Origin of the sequence: Sulfitobacter sp. 1A15106 (assembly GCF_043556995.1) — a bacterium.
GTDB classification, from domain to species: domain Bacteria; phylum Pseudomonadota; class Alphaproteobacteria; order Rhodobacterales; family Rhodobacteraceae; genus Sulfitobacter; species Sulfitobacter faviae.
This window is the reverse complement of record NZ_JBIFFM010000005.1, coordinates 261,354-274,851: the sequence shown is the minus strand read 5'-3', so window position 1 is coordinate 274,851 and position 13,498 is coordinate 261,354. Positions and strand designations below refer to the sequence as shown.

Genomic DNA, 13,498 nt, shown 5'->3' with positions numbered 1-13,498 from the left:
AACCTAAAGGATTAAACACCATGGCAATGAAAATTCGTCTCGCCCGCGGCGGTTCCAAAAAGCGCCCCTTCTACCGCATCGTGGCCGCCGACAGCCGCATGCCGCGCGATGGCCGCTTCATCGAGAAGCTGGGCACCTACAACCCGCTGCTGCCGAAAGACAGCGAAGACCGCGTGAAAATGGACGTTGAAAAGGTTCAGGAATGGATCGCCAAAGGCGCCCAGCCGACCGAGCGCGTCGTTCGCATGCTGGAAGCCGCTGGCATCCGCGAAAAGACCGAGCGTAACAACCCCAAGAAGGGCGCACCGGGCAAGAAAGCCCAAGAGCGCGCGCAGGAGAAAGCCGACAAGGCCGCTGCCGCTGCCGAAGCTGCCAACGCGCCTGCCGAAGAAGCTTCCGCAGAATAAGCTTCGAGCGCCCGGCATGGATACATTCTCTGATGACTTCCGTGCCGGGCTGCACGACCTGATGCGATGGCGGCGCGACGTGCGCCGCTTTCGCACAGACCCGCTGGACGAGGCGCTTGTGCAAAGCTGCCTCGACAGTTTCAATCTCGCCCCCTCTGTGGGCCTGTCGGAACCCTGGCGGATCATCCGCGTTGCCTCCGACACCGCGCGCCAAGCCGCGTTTGAGAATTTCCAATCCGCCAATGCCCGCGCCCTCGCCGGATACGATGGTGAGAAGGCCGCGCTCTATGCCGGGCTCAAACTCTCAGGGATGAGCGACGCGCCCGAGCAATTGGCGATCTACTGTGATGAGAGCACCCAAAAGGGCAGCGGCCTCGGCGCGGGCACCATGCCAGAGATGCGGCGCTATTCGGTGGTGGGGGCGATCACCCACCTATGGCTCACCGCCCGCGCCCATGGCCTCGGGCTGGGCTGGGTCTCGGTGCTCGACCCGGCAAAGCTGAACCGTGACCTCGCGGTGCCAGAGGACTGGTCGCTGGTGGCCTATCTTTGTATGGGCTGGCCCGAGGAAAACAGCCTGACGCCGGAACTGGAAACCAAGGGTTGGGAGACCCGCGCCCCCCGCCTCAAGGTCGAGACCCGCTAATGAGAAAGCTACTGTTCCTTCTGTCCGTGCTCGTGCTCGGCTTTGTACTTGGCATCCGCTATGATCGGCAGTTAATGCAGGATGAATGCAAAGCCGGGGCCGGTGAATGGACCGGGACGATCTGCGTGAATTCGGAGTTGTTGCAATGAGTGACCAAGACCTGATCTGCGTCGGTGCCATCGCGGGCGCCTATGGCGTGCGCGGCGAAGTGCGGGTGAAAAGCTACTGCGCCGTGCCCGAAGACATCGAAAACTACCGCCCGCTGAGCACCGAGGATGGCAGCCGCCAGTTCACCCTCGCCTTGCTGCACCCGGTCAAAAACGGCTTTGCCGCGCGCATCGCCGAAATTACCACCAAGGAAGAGGCCGACGATCTGCGCGGTGTCTCGCTCTTTGCCGCGCGGGATCAATTGCCGGGTCTGCCGGATGACGAATTCTACCACGCCGATCTCATCGGGCTTGAGGTCTATGACACCGGCGGCGTGCTGCTGGGGCGCGTTAAAACGGTGCAGAACCACGGGGCGGACGATCTGTTGGAGCTGCAACTTGCAGGTACCTCGGCCACCACCTTCCTGCCCTTCACCAAAGCCGCCGTGCCGACGGTCGATCTCGCCTCGGGCCGGATCATCGCCGACCCGCCTTTGGGCGTGCTGCCCGAGGGCAAGGATGGCTGAGACCGGAGCCGGATGATGCCCCGCCGGATCATCCTGCATCCCGGCTTTCACAAGACCGGGACCAGTTCCGTTCAAGCCGCCCTGCGCGCCAACCGCGCCCTGCTGAAACCCCATGTCGCCCTGCGCCTGCGCTGGCAAATGAAAGACCTGCTGCATGCCGCGCGCGGCTACGCCACATGGCGCGACCCGCTCACGTTACTCAAGGCCGAATACCGCTTCGACGCCCTTCTCGATGCCCTGCCCCGGATGCCGCGCCGGACGCTGGTCCTTTCGGCTGAGGAACTGGCTGGTCACATGCCCGGACGTGGCGATCTGGCCGATTACAGCGCCGCGCCCGTGTTGCTGGAGACCTTTACCCGCAGCCTGGGCCGCCGTTTCCGCCGGGCGGAGATCATGGTCTACCTCTCGACCCGCGATCCGGCGGAGTGGATCACTTCGGCCTATTGGGAGCATGTCAAAGCCTCCTCCATGACGCTCGACCTTGCCACTTTCACTGCCCGCTACGCCCCAGCAGCAGATTTGGATGGGGTGGCCGAAACGATTGCCCGCCGCCTGCCCTGCCCGGTGCATCACGCGCGGCTGGAGGCCTGCCGCGACCTGCCGCTCGGCCCCGCGACGCCGCTCTTAGACCTTTGCGCATTGCCGCCTGAGGTCTTGGCGCAGATGACCGTGCCACCGCCCGAGAACCAGCGCTTGCCTGCGGAACTTTTGCAGGCTCTGCTTGACGCCAACCGCCAACACGCCGATGACCCCGAGGCGCGCCGCCGCGCCAAGACCGCCCTATTGCAACAGGCAGGAACCGCATGAAACCCACCCGCTCTCACGGACGTCAAAGCGCACGCCCCAGCCTCAAACCCCGCGCCCTGATGCAAGACGCGCCCGATTACGCTGATGTCTGGCAGGCCCGGATCGTCACGCTGTTTCCCAATCTCTTCCCCGGTGTGCTGGGGGCCAGCCTGACCGGAAAGGCGCTGCATGAAGGGCGTTGGCAATTGCACACCCATGACCTGCGCGACTTTGGCATCGGCAAGCACCGCAATGTCGATGACACCCCCGCAGGCGGCGGGGCGGGCATGGTCATGCGCGCCGATGTGGTCGGCCCGGCGCTGGCGCGCGCGCAAAGCCACGCCCATGGGCGCTGGCCGATCCTCTACATGTCGCCGCGCGGGCGGCGGTTCGATCAGGCCATGGCGCGCGATCTGGCAAGCTGCGCGGGCGTGACAATGCTCTGCGGGCGATTCGAGGGCGTCGACGAGCGGGTGATCGAGCATTTCGGCATCACCGAGGTTAGTCTGGGCGATTTCGTCATGACGGGGGGCGAGTTGGCCGCCCAAGCGATGATCGACGCCACCGTGCGCCTCCTGCCTGGCGTGCTGGGCAATGCCGAGAGCATCGAAGAGGAAAGCCACGCCTCGGGCCTGCTGGAACATCCGCAATATACCCGCCCCGCCGAATGGGAAGGGCGCGAGATTCCGCCCGTTCTAATGTCGGGCAACCATGGCGAGATTGCGAAATGGCGTCGGGCGCATGCCGAAGAGCTGACCCGCAAGCGCCGCCCCGACATGTGGGCCGCCTTCGAGAGCAAGGACTGAGCCGGCGCCCCGATACGGAACCCGCCCCTGCGCGGCGCGTTGATCCCCCATATCGGAGGGAGAAACCAAATGCTTGAACTTATTCTTATTCTGTTGATCGTCGCCGCCGTTGCTGCCCTCTTGGGCTTTGGCCGCGTATCGGGTGCCGCGATGACCGGGGCGAAAGTGCTGATCGGCATCGTGCTGGTGCTGTTCCTGCTCGTTGTCTTGGGCGTGATCGCGCTGGCCTGACCCGCCCGCGCGCAGAGGTCTGAAACACTGAGGATCAAGGCGGCCACAGCCCCCTTGATCCTATCGCTTTTGCCCCCTATACCCCGCGCATCCGGAATCGCTTTGGCGGCTCCGGTGCTTTGCGTTTTACGCAGAAAACTAAGTAATGACGACGATACCTCCGGCGGGGGGCCTTGATCGGAAACGATCCCGGCACTGCCCGATAGAACCCGAAGCTCTGGGTCGCGACATAATTTCGTGGAATACCGCGAACATCATAGGAGAATGGTCAGATGAACCTGATCGCAGAGATCGAGGCGGAACAAGTCGCCGAACTGGGGAAAGAGATCCCCGACTTCCGTGCCGGTGATACCGTTCGTGTGGGCTTTAAAGTCACCGAAGGCACCCGCACCCGCGTGCAGAACTACGAAGGCGTCTGCATTTCGCGCAAGAACGGCCACGGCATCGCCGGATCCTTCACCGTGCGCAAGATTTCCTTTGGCGAAGGCGTGGAGCGTGTGTTCCCGCTGCATTCGACCAACATCGACAGCATCACCGTCGTGCGCCGTGGTCGCGTGCGTCGTGCCAAGCTGTACTACCTGCGCAGCCGTCGCGGCAAATCCGCACGGATCGCCGAAAATGTCCACTACAAGCCGCTTTCCGGCGCGAACGCATAAAGGACTGGTCGATGAAAACCGATACACATCCCGAATACCACATCATCAACGTCAAAATGACCGACGGCACTGTTGTTGAAATGAAATCGACATGGGGCAAAGAAGGCGACCAGCTGTCGCTCGACATCGATCCTTCCGTGCACCCTGCCTGGACCGGCGGCACTGGCCGCATCATGGACACCGGCGGCCGCGTGTCGAAATTCAAGAACAAATACGCAGGTCTGGGCTTCTAAGCCTTACCGACAGTGCGAAACAAAGGCGCGGCCCCTCGGGGGTCGCGCCTTTTGCGTTTGGGGGATGGGGCAGTGAATGGGGCCGGGTGCGTGCGGCAAGCGCTGTGGAGGTATTTTCAAAAGGATGAAGTTAAGGGGGGTATGCGTGCCGGTGGGGGCCGGCGCGCATGGGGGAGGCCGGGTTAGAGGCGGCGTTCTTGTAGGGCGGCTTGGGCGCCGTAGCCGTGCAGGTGGGACAGCACCGCGCCATAGGCGATCAGCAGATAGGCGAGCAGTTCCGTGCCCTCTTGGACGGTGGTTTTGATTTGCGGGTCATAGGCGGCGCCCATGACGGCCTCCCACAGGGCGCCGGTGCCGAAAATCCGCGAGAAGAAGAGCAGCAGCACCACGCCGATATAGACGAAGGTGGCGGAGCGGGTTTGCAGGTGGTGCAGCATGGGCAGCAGCGTGGTGCCGCGATTGCGCCATGCGATGAAGCTGCCCACCGCCAGTGTCACGAGGGCGGGGTAGATCCAGAACCCGTGTTGGATACGGTCCAGCGCGGCGTCATATTCGCGCAGGAACATGCAGGCGAAGAGCGTGGCCGCCAGTGTTAGATACCCCCGCATACCCACGTGTTGATAAGCGCCCATCATGAAAATCCCAGCCGCGATGGCCAGCAGCGTGTTGTGCATATGTTCGGTCAGCGAGTCTTCGGTGACGCCCTCGCCCAGAACGGCCGTATCGAGGTAGACCGTCACCGGCACCAGCGCCACCAGCAGGCAAACCAGCGCGAATTCCGCGATCACCATGCCCAAAGACGGCAGCACGCCGCGGGCTGTTGTCGGTTTCGATGTGGCGGGGTGGTAATCTGGCATGGGGGAGACCTTGCTTGAGCGGTTCGTTGGGGTGCGCGGGCGCGCGGTAAGGCGCGGTGTTACACGGCGCCTTGAGCGGTGAAAATAGCGCAAATGTGCGCGATGTCCAAACGCGGCAGCGCTGCCACGGTCGGGCTGAACAAGCGGCCTCGCCACTTTCCAAAGGCGTGAACCCTACATATAGTGCGGCTCAACAATATCCTGCCTTGAAGGGCAGGCGCGAAGGGACAGCAGTATGGCGCATATTATCGTCGTCGGTAACGAAAAAGGCGGCGCGGGCAAATCAACCGTTTCCATGCATGTGGCGACGGCGCTGGCGCGGCTTGGCCATAAGGTCAGCGGGCTGGACCTCGACCTGCGGCAACGGACCTTTGGGCGCTATATCGAGAACCGCCGTGCCTTCATGCGCGAGTCCGGCCTGACGCTGGCCAGTCCGACGCTTTGCGAATTGCCGGATGTGGAGGCCAGCAGCCTGCGCCCCGGCGAGAACATGTATGACCATCGCCTGAGCGCGGCGGTGGCGGCGCTGGAGCCGGACAATGATTTCATTCTGATTGACTGCCCCGGTTCGCACACGCGCCTCAGTCAGGTGGCCCATTCGCTGGCGGACACATTGATCACGCCGCTGAACGACAGTTTCATCGACTTTGATCTTTTGGCTCATATCGATGCCAATGGCGAAAAGATCACCGGCCCCTCCGTCTATTCCGAGATGGTTTGGAACGCGCGGCAGCTCAGGGCGCAGGCCGGGCTGTCGGCCATCGATTGGATCGTGGTGCGCAACCGTTTGGGGGCGCAGCGCATGGTCAATAAGGAGAAGATGGAGCGCGCGATCAACAACCTCAGCAAGCGGATCGGCTTTCGCACCGCGCCGGGGTTCAATGAGCGGGTGATCTTTCGGGAGCTTTTCCCGCGCGGTCTGACCTTGCTGGACCTCAAGGATATCGGGGTGAAACAGCTCAATATCTCGAACATCGCCGCGCGGCAGGAGTTGCGTGAGCTGATCAAGGCGTTGGAATTGCCGGGCGTCAGCCCCGACTTTTGATCCTAGTGGCGCGGCAGCGGGGGCACGACCCGGCGGCGGCGCGACAGGGCGATGAGGTTCGACAGAAACAGCGCGCCCACGACGATCCCCCCGCCGATCAGCGCATAGAACCCTGGGTCTTCGCCCAGCACCGCCCAGACCAGCAGCGGCGCCAGCACAGATTCCAACAGGACGAGCAGGCCCACTTCGGCGCTTGAGATATAGCGCGGGCCAAGCGCGATGAGCCCGGCGCTGGCAGCCATGAACGCCGCGTAGAGCAGCATCTGCGGCAGTTCTGCGGTGGGCATGTGCAGCGGCTGGGCCACGGGCAGCAGCACCGCCCCGGCCAGCAGATAGGCAAGTGCCACCGCCGGCACCATCGACACCGCGCGCGCGTGGCGCGCCGCTGTCAGCGCTCCGGCGAAGATGGCCGAGATCGACAGGGCCAGCAGATCGCCTGGGCGCGAGGCATTCTCGGTCTCGCCCGAGCCGAAGGCGATCACGGCCAAGCCAGCGAGCACCGCGGCGATGGTAAAGAACATGCGTCGGCTGATCGGTTCGCCCAGAAAGACCCGGCTATAGATCGCGGCAAAGACCGGCAGCGAGGCGAGGATGAAGACCACATTCGCGACCGAGGTCAGGCGCACGGCCAGCACGAAGCCAACCCCGGCGCAGGCCACGCCGCCGATGTAGATCGCGCTCGCCCATCCGGCGCGGCTGAGGGCGCGGAAGGGGGCGGTGCCTTGGGCCAGCAGCAGGCCCGCGCCAATCGCCATGCCCACGAGGGTCACCTTCCAAAAGGCGAGCGTCAGCATCGGCGCGTCGATGACGCGCACGAAAAGCGCTTCGGGAACGATGCACATCACCCCAAGAAAGGTGAGCAGGAGGCCTTTGGTCTGATCGGTCATGCGCCATCGGTGGCGGTTTCCACGGGCTAAGTAAAGCCCCCCTGCCCCACATCCGACAGCTTGAGCAGCGCCCGCCGCAGCACCGCCGCCTCGGCAGGGTCGAGCGCATCCATCAGCGCGGCATTGTAGCGCTGCGCCACAGCGCGCAGATCGTCATAGGCCGCTTGGCCCTGCCGAGTCAGCGACAGATGCTCCACCCGCCGATCCTCTGGATCGCGGCTGCGGGTGACGAAGCGCCGCTCGGTCAGGCGATGCACGGCGCGGCTGATCTTGGTCTTATGCATCCGCGCGCGCTGTCCGATCTCGCTCGCCGTGAGTTGCCCATAGAGGCCGAGGTGGAACAAGACCCGCCATTCGGTGCGCAGCATGCCATAGCGGCTTTTGTAGATCTGCTGAAACTCGAGCGATGACGCCTCCGCCGCTTGGTTCAGCAGGTAGGGCAGGAAATGCTGAAGCTGAAAGTCGCCGTCCGCCATGCTGCGCCGCTTGTTAGTTACAAATCCAACTATTACGCTTGTAACAGATTCTGCAAGGGGGCACAGATGACCAGCCAGTCCAAGCCATCGACGATGACAACCGCGGCCACCACATCGGGCACGCATCCGGGCTATATGCCGGGTTTCGGCAATGATTTCGAAACCGAAGCCCTCCCCGGGGCCCTACCGCAGGGCATGAACTCCCCGCAGAAATGCAACTACGGTCTCTATGGCGAACAGCTGTCCGGCACGGCTTTCACCGCGCCCTCTCATCAGAACGAGCGTACGTGGTGCTACCGCATCCGGCCCTCGGTCAAACATTCGTCGCGCTACACGCGGATCGACCTGCCCTATTGGAAGTCCGCACCGCATCAGCCGCAGGATGTGACCAGCCTTGGCCAATACCGCTGGGATCCGGTGCCGCATTCCGACACGCCGCTGAACTGGCTGACCGGCATGCGCACGATGACCACGGCGGGGGATGTGAATACCCAAGTCGGCATGGCAAGCCATATCTATCTGGTGACCGAGAGCATGGTGGACAGCTATTTCTATTCTGCCGACAGCGAGCTTTTGATCGTCCCGCAGGAGGGCAGCTTGCGCTTTTGCACCGAGTTGGGTGTCATGGACATCGCCCCGCAGGAGATCGCCATCATCCCGCGCGGGCTGGTCTACCGTGTCGAATTGCTGGACGGTCCGGCGCGCGGCTTTGTCTGTGAGAACTACGGCCAGAAGTTCCATCTGCCAGCACGCGGCCCGATCGGCGCCAACTGCATGGCGAACCCGCGTGATTTCAAAACCCCCGTGGCGGCTTTCGAGGACCGCGAGGTGCCCTCCACCGTCACCATCAAATGGTGCGGGCAGTTCCATGAGACCAAGATCGGGCATTCGCCGCTCGACGTGGTGGCATGGCATGGCAATTACGCGCCGGTGAAATACGACCTGAACACCTATTGCCCCGTGGGCGCGGTGCTGTTCGACCACCCAGACCCGTCGATCTTTACCGTGCTGACCGCCCCCTCGGGCGTCGAGGGCACTGCCAATATCGACTTCGTGCTGTTCCGCGACCGCTGGATGGTGGCCGAGGATACCTTCCGTCCGCCATGGTATCACAAGAACATCATGTCCGAGCTGATGGGCAATATCCACGGTCAGTACGACGCGAAGCCCAAGGGCTTCGTTCCCGGGGGCATGAGCCTGCACAATATGATGCTGCCGCATGGGCCGGACCGGAACGCCTTCGAGGGCGCTTCGAATGCCGAGTTAGCACCCCATAAGCTCGACAACACGATGTCCTTCATGTTCGAGACCCGCTTTCCGCAGCATCTGACCGAATTCGCCGCCAAGGAAGCGCCGTTGCAGGACGATTACATCGACTGCTGGGAAAGCCTTGAGAAGAAATTCGACGGCACCCCGGGCAAGAAGTGACCGCTGTCCGCGAAAGGACCAATATGACCCTGATGACCTCTTGGGTGGAGAGCGCCAATTCGGCCACCACCGATTTCCCGCTGAACAACCTGCCCTACGGCGTCTTTTCGACCAATCAGCTTGAGGCGCGCTGCGGCGTGGCCATCGGCGATCAGATCCTCGACATGGCCGCGCTGGAGGAAGAGGGGCTGATCACCCTCGCCGAAGAGCCGGTGTTCGATGTGCCCTATTGGAACGATGTAATGGACCTTGGCCCCACGGCTTGGGCTTCCTTGCGCTCCCGGTTGATCGAACTGCTCAGCGCTGATGCACCGGATCAGGCAGCCGTGGCGCCCCATCTGGTGCCGATGGAGGCCGCGCAGTTGCACATGCCGATGATGGTTTCCGAATATACGGATTTCTACGCGGGCAAGCATCACGCCACGAATGTCGGCACCATGTTTCGCGGGGCCAAGAACGCGCTGCCGCCGAATTGGCTGCACATCCCCATCGGCTATAATGGCCGCGCCTCCACCGTCGTCGTCTCGGGGACCGAGATCACGCGGCCCAATGGCCAGTTGAAAGCCCCCGAGGCCGAAGCGCCGCATTTCGGCCCCTGCCAGAAGCTCGATATCGAGTTGGAGATGGGCGCGATCGTCGGCACCTCGACCGAGATGGGCCAGCCGATCCGCATCGACGCGGCGGATGAAATGATCTTTGGCTATGTCCTGCTGAACGACTGGTCGGCGCGGGACATTCAGGCATGGGAATACCAACCGCTCGGCCCGTTTCAGGCGAAGGCATTCGCCACCTCGATCTCCCCTTGGATCGTGACCCGCGACGCGTTGGAGCCCTTCCGCACCGCGACGCCCGCGCGGGAGAAAGACCTGCTGCCCTATCTGCGCGAGAGCAAACCCGGCCTTTATGACATCGACCTGTCGGTGATGCTCCAGCCCGAGGGCGGCGAGGCCGAGGAAATAGCCCGCACCAACTACCGTGAGATGTATTACTCCGCCGCGCAGCAGTTGACGCATCATGCCTCTTCGGGCTGTGCGATGAACGCGGGCGATCTGCTCGGTTCCGGCACGATCTCCGGCCCCGAGAAATCGCAGCGCGGGTCGCTGCTGGAACTGTCATGGGGCGGCAAGGAGCCGGTCACCCTCGCAGACGGCAGCACCCGCAGCTTTGTCGAAGACGGCGACACGCTAACCCTCACCGGGCATGCGCAGGGCGATGGCTTTCGCGTGGGCTTTGGCCGCTGCACCGGCAAGGTCCGCCCGGCAATCGACTTTTCCTGAACAGGCCGCGCATCCGCGCCGGCGAAGCAAGACAGAAGGACAACACATGGCCAAGCAATTCGCATCCCAAGGCGACATGACCGAAAAGGAAATCTCTTTTACCCAGGTGGGCGAGGGGCTCTACGCCTTCACCGCCGAGGGCGATCCGAACTCCGGCGTGATCATCGGCGACGACAGCGTGATGATCATCGAAGCACAGGCGACACCGCGACTGGCGAATAAGGTCATCGAATGCGTCCGCTCGGTCACCGACAAGCCGATCAGCCATTTGGTGCTGACCCATTACCACGCCGTGCGCGTGCTCGGGGCCTCCGCCTTCGGTGCGCCGCAGATCATCATGTCCGAAAAGGCCCGCGCCATGGTCGCCGAACGCGGGCAAGAGGATTGGGACAGTGAATTCGAGCGGTTTCCCCGTCTCTTCGAAGGCCATGAGAGCATCCCCGGGCTGACGTGGCCCACCACCACCTTCAACGGGCGGATGAGCGTCTACCTCGGCAAACGCCGGGTCGATATCATGCAGTTGGGCCGCGCCCATACGGCCGGTGACGCGGTGGTCTATGTGCCCGATCAGAACGTCATGTTCACCGGTGACATCGTGGAATATCACTCCGCCTGCTACTGCGGCGACGGGCATTTCCACGACTGGCCCGAGACGCTGGAACGCATCCGCGCCTTCGACCTCGACGCCATCGCGCCGGGCCGGGGCGACGCGCTGGTGGGCCGCGAGATGGTTAATGCCGCGATTGACAGCACCGCCGATTTCGTCCGCTCCACCTACCGCCCGGCGGCCCGCGTGGCCCTGCGTGGCGGCACCTTGAAAGAGGCGTGGGACGCCGTGCGCGCCGAATGCGACCCCAAGTTCGGCGACTATGCAATCTATGAGCACTGCCTGCCCTTCAACGTCGCCCGCGCCTATGACGAGGCGCTGGACATCGACACGCCACGCATCTGGACGGCGGCGCGCGACAAAGAGATGTGGGAGGCGCTGTCGGACTGATGTCCCTGCCCGCGCTTCTTCCCGCCCTGATCGTGCTGGCGCTGGCGCTCTGGTTCTATCTGGTCTTCGCGCTGGTGATGGAGCACCGCCGCCATGCGGCGCGCCGAAGCGGGCAGCCCTACGCCGGGCTGCGCGATGCGGCGCAGGTTTGGTCAAAGATGCTGCGCGCGCCTGAATACCGCGGTGCGCGCCGCCGGGTGGCGCTGGTGTCGCTGGTCTTGCTGGCTCTGCTGCTCCTGCGCGCCTTTCTCTGAGGATACCGCCATGGCCTATGCCTACACCCCCTTCCCCTACAGCCCCCCACCCGGCCTGACCGCGCCCGAGCCGCGGCACCCGGTGGTGATCGTAGGCGCTGGCCCTATCGGGCTGTCGATGGCCGTGGACTTGGCCCTGCGCGGGGTCAGATCGGTCGTGTTGGATGACAACAACGTCGTCTCCCTCGGCTCGCGCGCGATCTGCTGGGCGAAACGGACGCTGGAGATTTTCGACAGGCTCGGCATCGGCGAGCGCATGTTGGAAAAGGGCGTGACGTGGAAAATGGGCCGCCAGTTTCACGGGGAACAGGAAGTCTATAACTTCGACCTGCTGCCCGAGCCGGGGCATAAATATCCGGCTTTCGTGAACCTTCAGCAATATTACGTCGAAGAGTATCTCATCGAACGCGCGCAAGAATTCCCCGACCTGATCGACCTGCGTTTTCTCAACAAGGTGACTGATCACAAGGGCCACACCGACCATGTTGAGCTGACAGTCGAGACGCCGGATGGCCCCTACCAACTGGAAACCGACTGGTACATCGCCTGCGATGGCGCAGGCTCGGCCACGCGCAAACGGATGAACCTGCCCTTCGAGGGGCAGACCTTTGACGAACATTTCCTCATCGCCGATGTAGAGATGGAGACCTCCCCCTTCGGCGATCATGACACGCCCGAGCGGTGGTTCTGGTTCGCCCCGCCCTTTCACAACGGCCAATCCGCGCTGCTGCACAAACAGCCCGACAACATCTACCGCATCGACCTGCAACTGGGGCCAGAGACCGACCCAAAAGCCGAAGCGACCGAGGGAAAGGTCGTCCCCCGCCTGAAACAGATGCTCGGCGATGCGCCGTTCCGGCTGGATTGGATGAGCGTCTATAAGTTCCGCTGCGCACGACTGGAGAGGTTCGTGCATGACCGCGTTGTCTTTGTCGGTGACAGCGCCCATGTGGTCAGCCCGTTTGGCGCGCGGGGCGGCAATGGCGGGGTGCAGGATGTCGACAACCTTGGCTGGAAACTGGCGGCTGTGGTGCAGGGCGAAGCGCCGCCAAGCCTGATCGAGAGCTATGACTTCGAACGCGGCCATGGCGCGGATGAGAACATGCGCAACTCCGCCCGCGCGACCAATTTCATGACGCCGAAATCCCCCATCGAGACCCTGTTTCGCAACGAGGTGCTGACCCTCGCAGCAAAGCACCCTTTCGCGCGCAAACTGATCAACTCAGGCCGGTTATCGCAGCCCTGTACGCTGGCCCATAGCCCGCTGCAAACCGCAGGCGACGCGCCCCTGCGCCCCGGCAGCGCGCTGATCGACGCGCCGCTAGAGGGGCCCGCGGGGGATTGCTGGCTGTTGGGCGCGGTTCAGGGCCAGTTCACCCTCCTCGCCGTGGGCGAGATCACCGCCCCCGCCCTCCCCGGCCTTGCCCGGATCGGCATTGATCAATCCCGTGATGCTTACCCCTGTTTTCAGGGCAAGGACGGCCACGCGCAGCGGCGCTATGGCAGCGGGTTCCTCTATCTGCTGCGCCCCGATGGCCATGTCTGCGCGGTTTTCGACCAGCCCGACAGCGCTGCGATTGCCCGCGCCTTTGACCGTGCGAAAGGAGCCACTGCATGATCCTTGAAGACAACCTCGGCACCGAGGGCGACAGCGTCTATGCCGCCCTCATGGCCGCCCACGAAGGGCTGAGCGAGGCGGAAAGCCACGCCCTCAACGCCCGATTGGTTCTGATCCTGGCCAATGAACTCGGCGACCCGGCCCGGCTTGCGGCGCTTTTCAAAGCCGCGCGCGATCTGGCCTAACCCGCCAGCCTCACAGCACTTTTCCCCCACGCCCGC

General features: G+C 63.5%; 19 protein-coding genes. 16 read left to right on the top strand and 3 right to left on the bottom strand.

Annotated elements, in window-relative coordinates; all coding sequences use genetic code 11:
- Window positions 1-20: 20 nt before the first annotated feature.
- The 9 genes from rpsP to rpmE all read left to right on the top strand — a co-directional run bounded on the left by rpsP (window position 21) and on the right by rpmE (window position 4,438).
- Window positions 21-407, top strand: coding sequence for a 30S ribosomal protein S16 (gene rpsP / locus ACGYKA_RS10275; RefSeq protein WP_067262240.1), 387 nt, complete (start codon window positions 21-23; stop codon window positions 405-407).
- 16 nt (window positions 408-423) lie between these two features.
- On the top strand, window positions 424-1,053 hold the full coding sequence (gene bluB / locus ACGYKA_RS10270; RefSeq protein ID WP_394412317.1) for a 5,6-dimethylbenzimidazole synthase: 630 nt from the start codon (window positions 424-426) through the stop codon (window positions 1,051-1,053).
- Entirely contained in the window at window positions 1,053-1,202 is a 150-nt protein-coding gene (locus tag ACGYKA_RS10265) for a hypothetical protein (protein WP_169306052.1), read from the top strand. The genes bluB and ACGYKA_RS10265 overlap by 1 nt, the downstream gene beginning before the upstream one ends.
- A complete protein-coding gene (gene rimM / locus ACGYKA_RS10260) occupies window positions 1,199-1,726 on the top strand; it encodes a ribosome maturation factor RimM (RefSeq protein ID WP_271688341.1) in 528 nt (175 codons plus the stop codon). The genes ACGYKA_RS10265 and rimM overlap by 4 nt, the downstream gene beginning before the upstream one ends.
- A 15-nt stretch (window positions 1,727-1,741) precedes the next feature.
- Window positions 1,742-2,533 carry a hypothetical protein gene (locus ACGYKA_RS10255; RefSeq protein ID WP_394412314.1) on the top strand — a complete coding sequence of 264 codons (792 nt, stop codon included), beginning with the start codon at window positions 1,742-1,744 and terminating at the stop codon, window positions 2,531-2,533.
- Window positions 2,530-3,318, top strand: coding sequence for a tRNA (guanosine(37)-N1)-methyltransferase TrmD (gene trmD, locus ACGYKA_RS10250; protein WP_394412311.1), 789 nt, complete (start codon window positions 2,530-2,532; stop codon window positions 3,316-3,318). Before ACGYKA_RS10255 ends, trmD begins: the two co-directional genes overlap by 4 nt.
- 69 nt (window positions 3,319-3,387) lie before the next feature.
- On the top strand, window positions 3,388-3,549 hold the full coding sequence (locus ACGYKA_RS10245) for a DUF1328 family protein (RefSeq protein WP_082849512.1): 162 nt from the start codon (window positions 3,388-3,390) through the stop codon (window positions 3,547-3,549).
- A gap of 272 nt (window positions 3,550-3,821) precedes the next feature.
- Complete coding sequence (rplS, locus tag ACGYKA_RS10240; RefSeq protein WP_067262249.1) at window positions 3,822-4,205, top strand: 50S ribosomal protein L19; 384 nt, start codon at window positions 3,822-3,824, stop codon at window positions 4,203-4,205.
- Window positions 4,206-4,216: 11 nt separating this feature from the next.
- Entirely contained in the window at window positions 4,217-4,438 is a 222-nt protein-coding gene (gene rpmE / locus ACGYKA_RS10235) for a 50S ribosomal protein L31 (RefSeq protein ID WP_067262252.1), read from the top strand.
- A 182-nt stretch (window positions 4,439-4,620) separates the two neighbouring features.
- Here the strand turns inward: rpmE and ACGYKA_RS10230 are convergent, their stop codons facing one another.
- Entirely contained in the window at window positions 4,621-5,295 is a 675-nt protein-coding gene (locus tag ACGYKA_RS10230) for a hypothetical protein (RefSeq protein WP_394412308.1), read from the bottom strand.
- 235 nt (window positions 5,296-5,530) lie between these two features.
- Here ACGYKA_RS10230 and ACGYKA_RS10225 point away from each other — a divergent pair, with 235 nt between their 5' ends.
- On the top strand, window positions 5,531-6,340 hold the full coding sequence (locus ACGYKA_RS10225; protein ID WP_271688345.1) for a division plane positioning ATPase MipZ: 810 nt from the start codon (window positions 5,531-5,533) through the stop codon (window positions 6,338-6,340).
- Between the two features lie 2 nt (window positions 6,341-6,342).
- Here ACGYKA_RS10225 and ACGYKA_RS10220 read toward each other — a convergent pair whose 3' ends face one another.
- Window positions 6,343-7,227, bottom strand: coding sequence for a DMT family transporter (locus tag ACGYKA_RS10220; protein ID WP_394417324.1), 885 nt, complete (start codon window positions 7,225-7,227; stop codon window positions 6,343-6,345).
- A 26-nt stretch (window positions 7,228-7,253) separates the two neighbouring features.
- Window positions 7,254-7,703 carry a MarR family winged helix-turn-helix transcriptional regulator gene (locus ACGYKA_RS10215; protein ID WP_394412303.1) on the bottom strand — a complete coding sequence of 150 codons (450 nt, stop codon included), beginning with the start codon at window positions 7,701-7,703 and terminating at the stop codon, window positions 7,254-7,256.
- A 66-nt stretch (window positions 7,704-7,769) separates the two neighbouring features.
- Here ACGYKA_RS10215 and hmgA point away from each other — a divergent pair, with 66 nt between their 5' ends.
- The 6 genes from hmgA to ACGYKA_RS10185 are packed head-to-tail and all read left to right on the top strand — an operon-like array spanning window position 7,770 to window position 13,462.
- On the top strand, window positions 7,770-9,131 hold the full coding sequence (gene hmgA / locus ACGYKA_RS10210; protein ID WP_394412300.1) for a homogentisate 1,2-dioxygenase: 1,362 nt from the start codon (window positions 7,770-7,772) through the stop codon (window positions 9,129-9,131).
- A 23-nt stretch (window positions 9,132-9,154) separates the two neighbouring features.
- Window positions 9,155-10,408 carry a fumarylacetoacetase gene (gene fahA, locus ACGYKA_RS10205; RefSeq protein ID WP_394412297.1) on the top strand — a complete coding sequence of 418 codons (1,254 nt, stop codon included), beginning with the start codon at window positions 9,155-9,157 and terminating at the stop codon, window positions 10,406-10,408.
- A gap of 46 nt (window positions 10,409-10,454) precedes the next feature.
- Window positions 10,455-11,405: an MBL fold metallo-hydrolase gene (locus ACGYKA_RS10200; RefSeq protein WP_394412294.1), complete on the top strand. Its 951-nt coding sequence runs from the start codon at window positions 10,455-10,457 to the stop codon at window positions 11,403-11,405.
- A complete protein-coding gene (locus ACGYKA_RS10195) occupies window positions 11,405-11,659 on the top strand; it encodes a hypothetical protein (protein WP_394412291.1) in 255 nt (84 codons plus the stop codon). Before ACGYKA_RS10200 ends, ACGYKA_RS10195 begins: the two co-directional genes overlap by 1 nt.
- Window positions 11,660-11,669: 10 nt before the next feature.
- Window positions 11,670-13,277 carry an FAD-dependent oxidoreductase gene (locus ACGYKA_RS10190; RefSeq protein WP_394412289.1) on the top strand — a complete coding sequence of 536 codons (1,608 nt, stop codon included), beginning with the start codon at window positions 11,670-11,672 and terminating at the stop codon, window positions 13,275-13,277.
- Window positions 13,274-13,462 carry a DUF2783 domain-containing protein gene (locus tag ACGYKA_RS10185; RefSeq protein WP_394412286.1) on the top strand — a complete coding sequence of 63 codons (189 nt, stop codon included), beginning with the start codon at window positions 13,274-13,276 and terminating at the stop codon, window positions 13,460-13,462. Before ACGYKA_RS10190 ends, ACGYKA_RS10185 begins: the two co-directional genes overlap by 4 nt.
- The last annotated feature ends 36 nt before the right edge of the window (window positions 13,463-13,498 follow it).

What these genes read in the sequence shown, in the direction of transcription:
- rpsP (WP_067262240.1), top strand. Translation starts at nt 21, where the DNA reads ATGGCAATGAAAATTCGTCTCGCCCGCGGCGGTTCCAAAAAGCGCCCC.
- bluB (WP_394412317.1), top strand. Translation starts at nt 424, where the DNA reads ATGGATACATTCTCTGATGACTTCCGTGCCGGGCTGCACGACCTGATG.
- ACGYKA_RS10265 (WP_169306052.1), top strand. Translation starts at nt 1,053, where the DNA reads ATGAGAAAGCTACTGTTCCTTCTGTCCGTGCTCGTGCTCGGCTTTGTA.
- rimM (WP_271688341.1), top strand. Translation starts at nt 1,199, where the DNA reads ATGAGTGACCAAGACCTGATCTGCGTCGGTGCCATCGCGGGCGCCTAT.
- ACGYKA_RS10255 (WP_394412314.1), top strand. Translation starts at nt 1,742, where the DNA reads ATGCCCCGCCGGATCATCCTGCATCCCGGCTTTCACAAGACCGGGACC.
- trmD (WP_394412311.1), top strand. Translation starts at nt 2,530, where the DNA reads ATGAAACCCACCCGCTCTCACGGACGTCAAAGCGCACGCCCCAGCCTC.
- ACGYKA_RS10245 (WP_082849512.1), top strand. Translation starts at nt 3,388, where the DNA reads ATGCTTGAACTTATTCTTATTCTGTTGATCGTCGCCGCCGTTGCTGCC.
- rplS (WP_067262249.1), top strand. Translation starts at nt 3,822, where the DNA reads ATGAACCTGATCGCAGAGATCGAGGCGGAACAAGTCGCCGAACTGGGG.
- rpmE (WP_067262252.1), top strand. Translation starts at nt 4,217, where the DNA reads ATGAAAACCGATACACATCCCGAATACCACATCATCAACGTCAAAATG.
- ACGYKA_RS10230 (WP_394412308.1), bottom strand. Translation starts at nt 5,295, where the DNA reads ATGCCAGATTACCACCCCGCCACATCGAAACCGACAACAGCCCGCGGC.
- ACGYKA_RS10225 (WP_271688345.1), top strand. Translation starts at nt 5,531, where the DNA reads ATGGCGCATATTATCGTCGTCGGTAACGAAAAAGGCGGCGCGGGCAAA.
- ACGYKA_RS10220 (WP_394417324.1), bottom strand. Translation starts at nt 7,227, where the DNA reads ATGACCGATCAGACCAAAGGCCTCCTGCTCACCTTTCTTGGGGTGATG.
- ACGYKA_RS10215 (WP_394412303.1), bottom strand. Translation starts at nt 7,703, where the DNA reads ATGGCGGACGGCGACTTTCAGCTTCAGCATTTCCTGCCCTACCTGCTG.
- hmgA (WP_394412300.1), top strand. Translation starts at nt 7,770, where the DNA reads ATGACCAGCCAGTCCAAGCCATCGACGATGACAACCGCGGCCACCACA.
- fahA (WP_394412297.1), top strand. Translation starts at nt 9,155, where the DNA reads ATGACCCTGATGACCTCTTGGGTGGAGAGCGCCAATTCGGCCACCACC.
- ACGYKA_RS10200 (WP_394412294.1), top strand. Translation starts at nt 10,455, where the DNA reads ATGGCCAAGCAATTCGCATCCCAAGGCGACATGACCGAAAAGGAAATC.
- ACGYKA_RS10195 (WP_394412291.1), top strand. Translation starts at nt 11,405, where the DNA reads ATGTCCCTGCCCGCGCTTCTTCCCGCCCTGATCGTGCTGGCGCTGGCG.
- ACGYKA_RS10190 (WP_394412289.1), top strand. Translation starts at nt 11,670, where the DNA reads ATGGCCTATGCCTACACCCCCTTCCCCTACAGCCCCCCACCCGGCCTG.
- ACGYKA_RS10185 (WP_394412286.1), top strand. Translation starts at nt 13,274, where the DNA reads ATGATCCTTGAAGACAACCTCGGCACCGAGGGCGACAGCGTCTATGCC.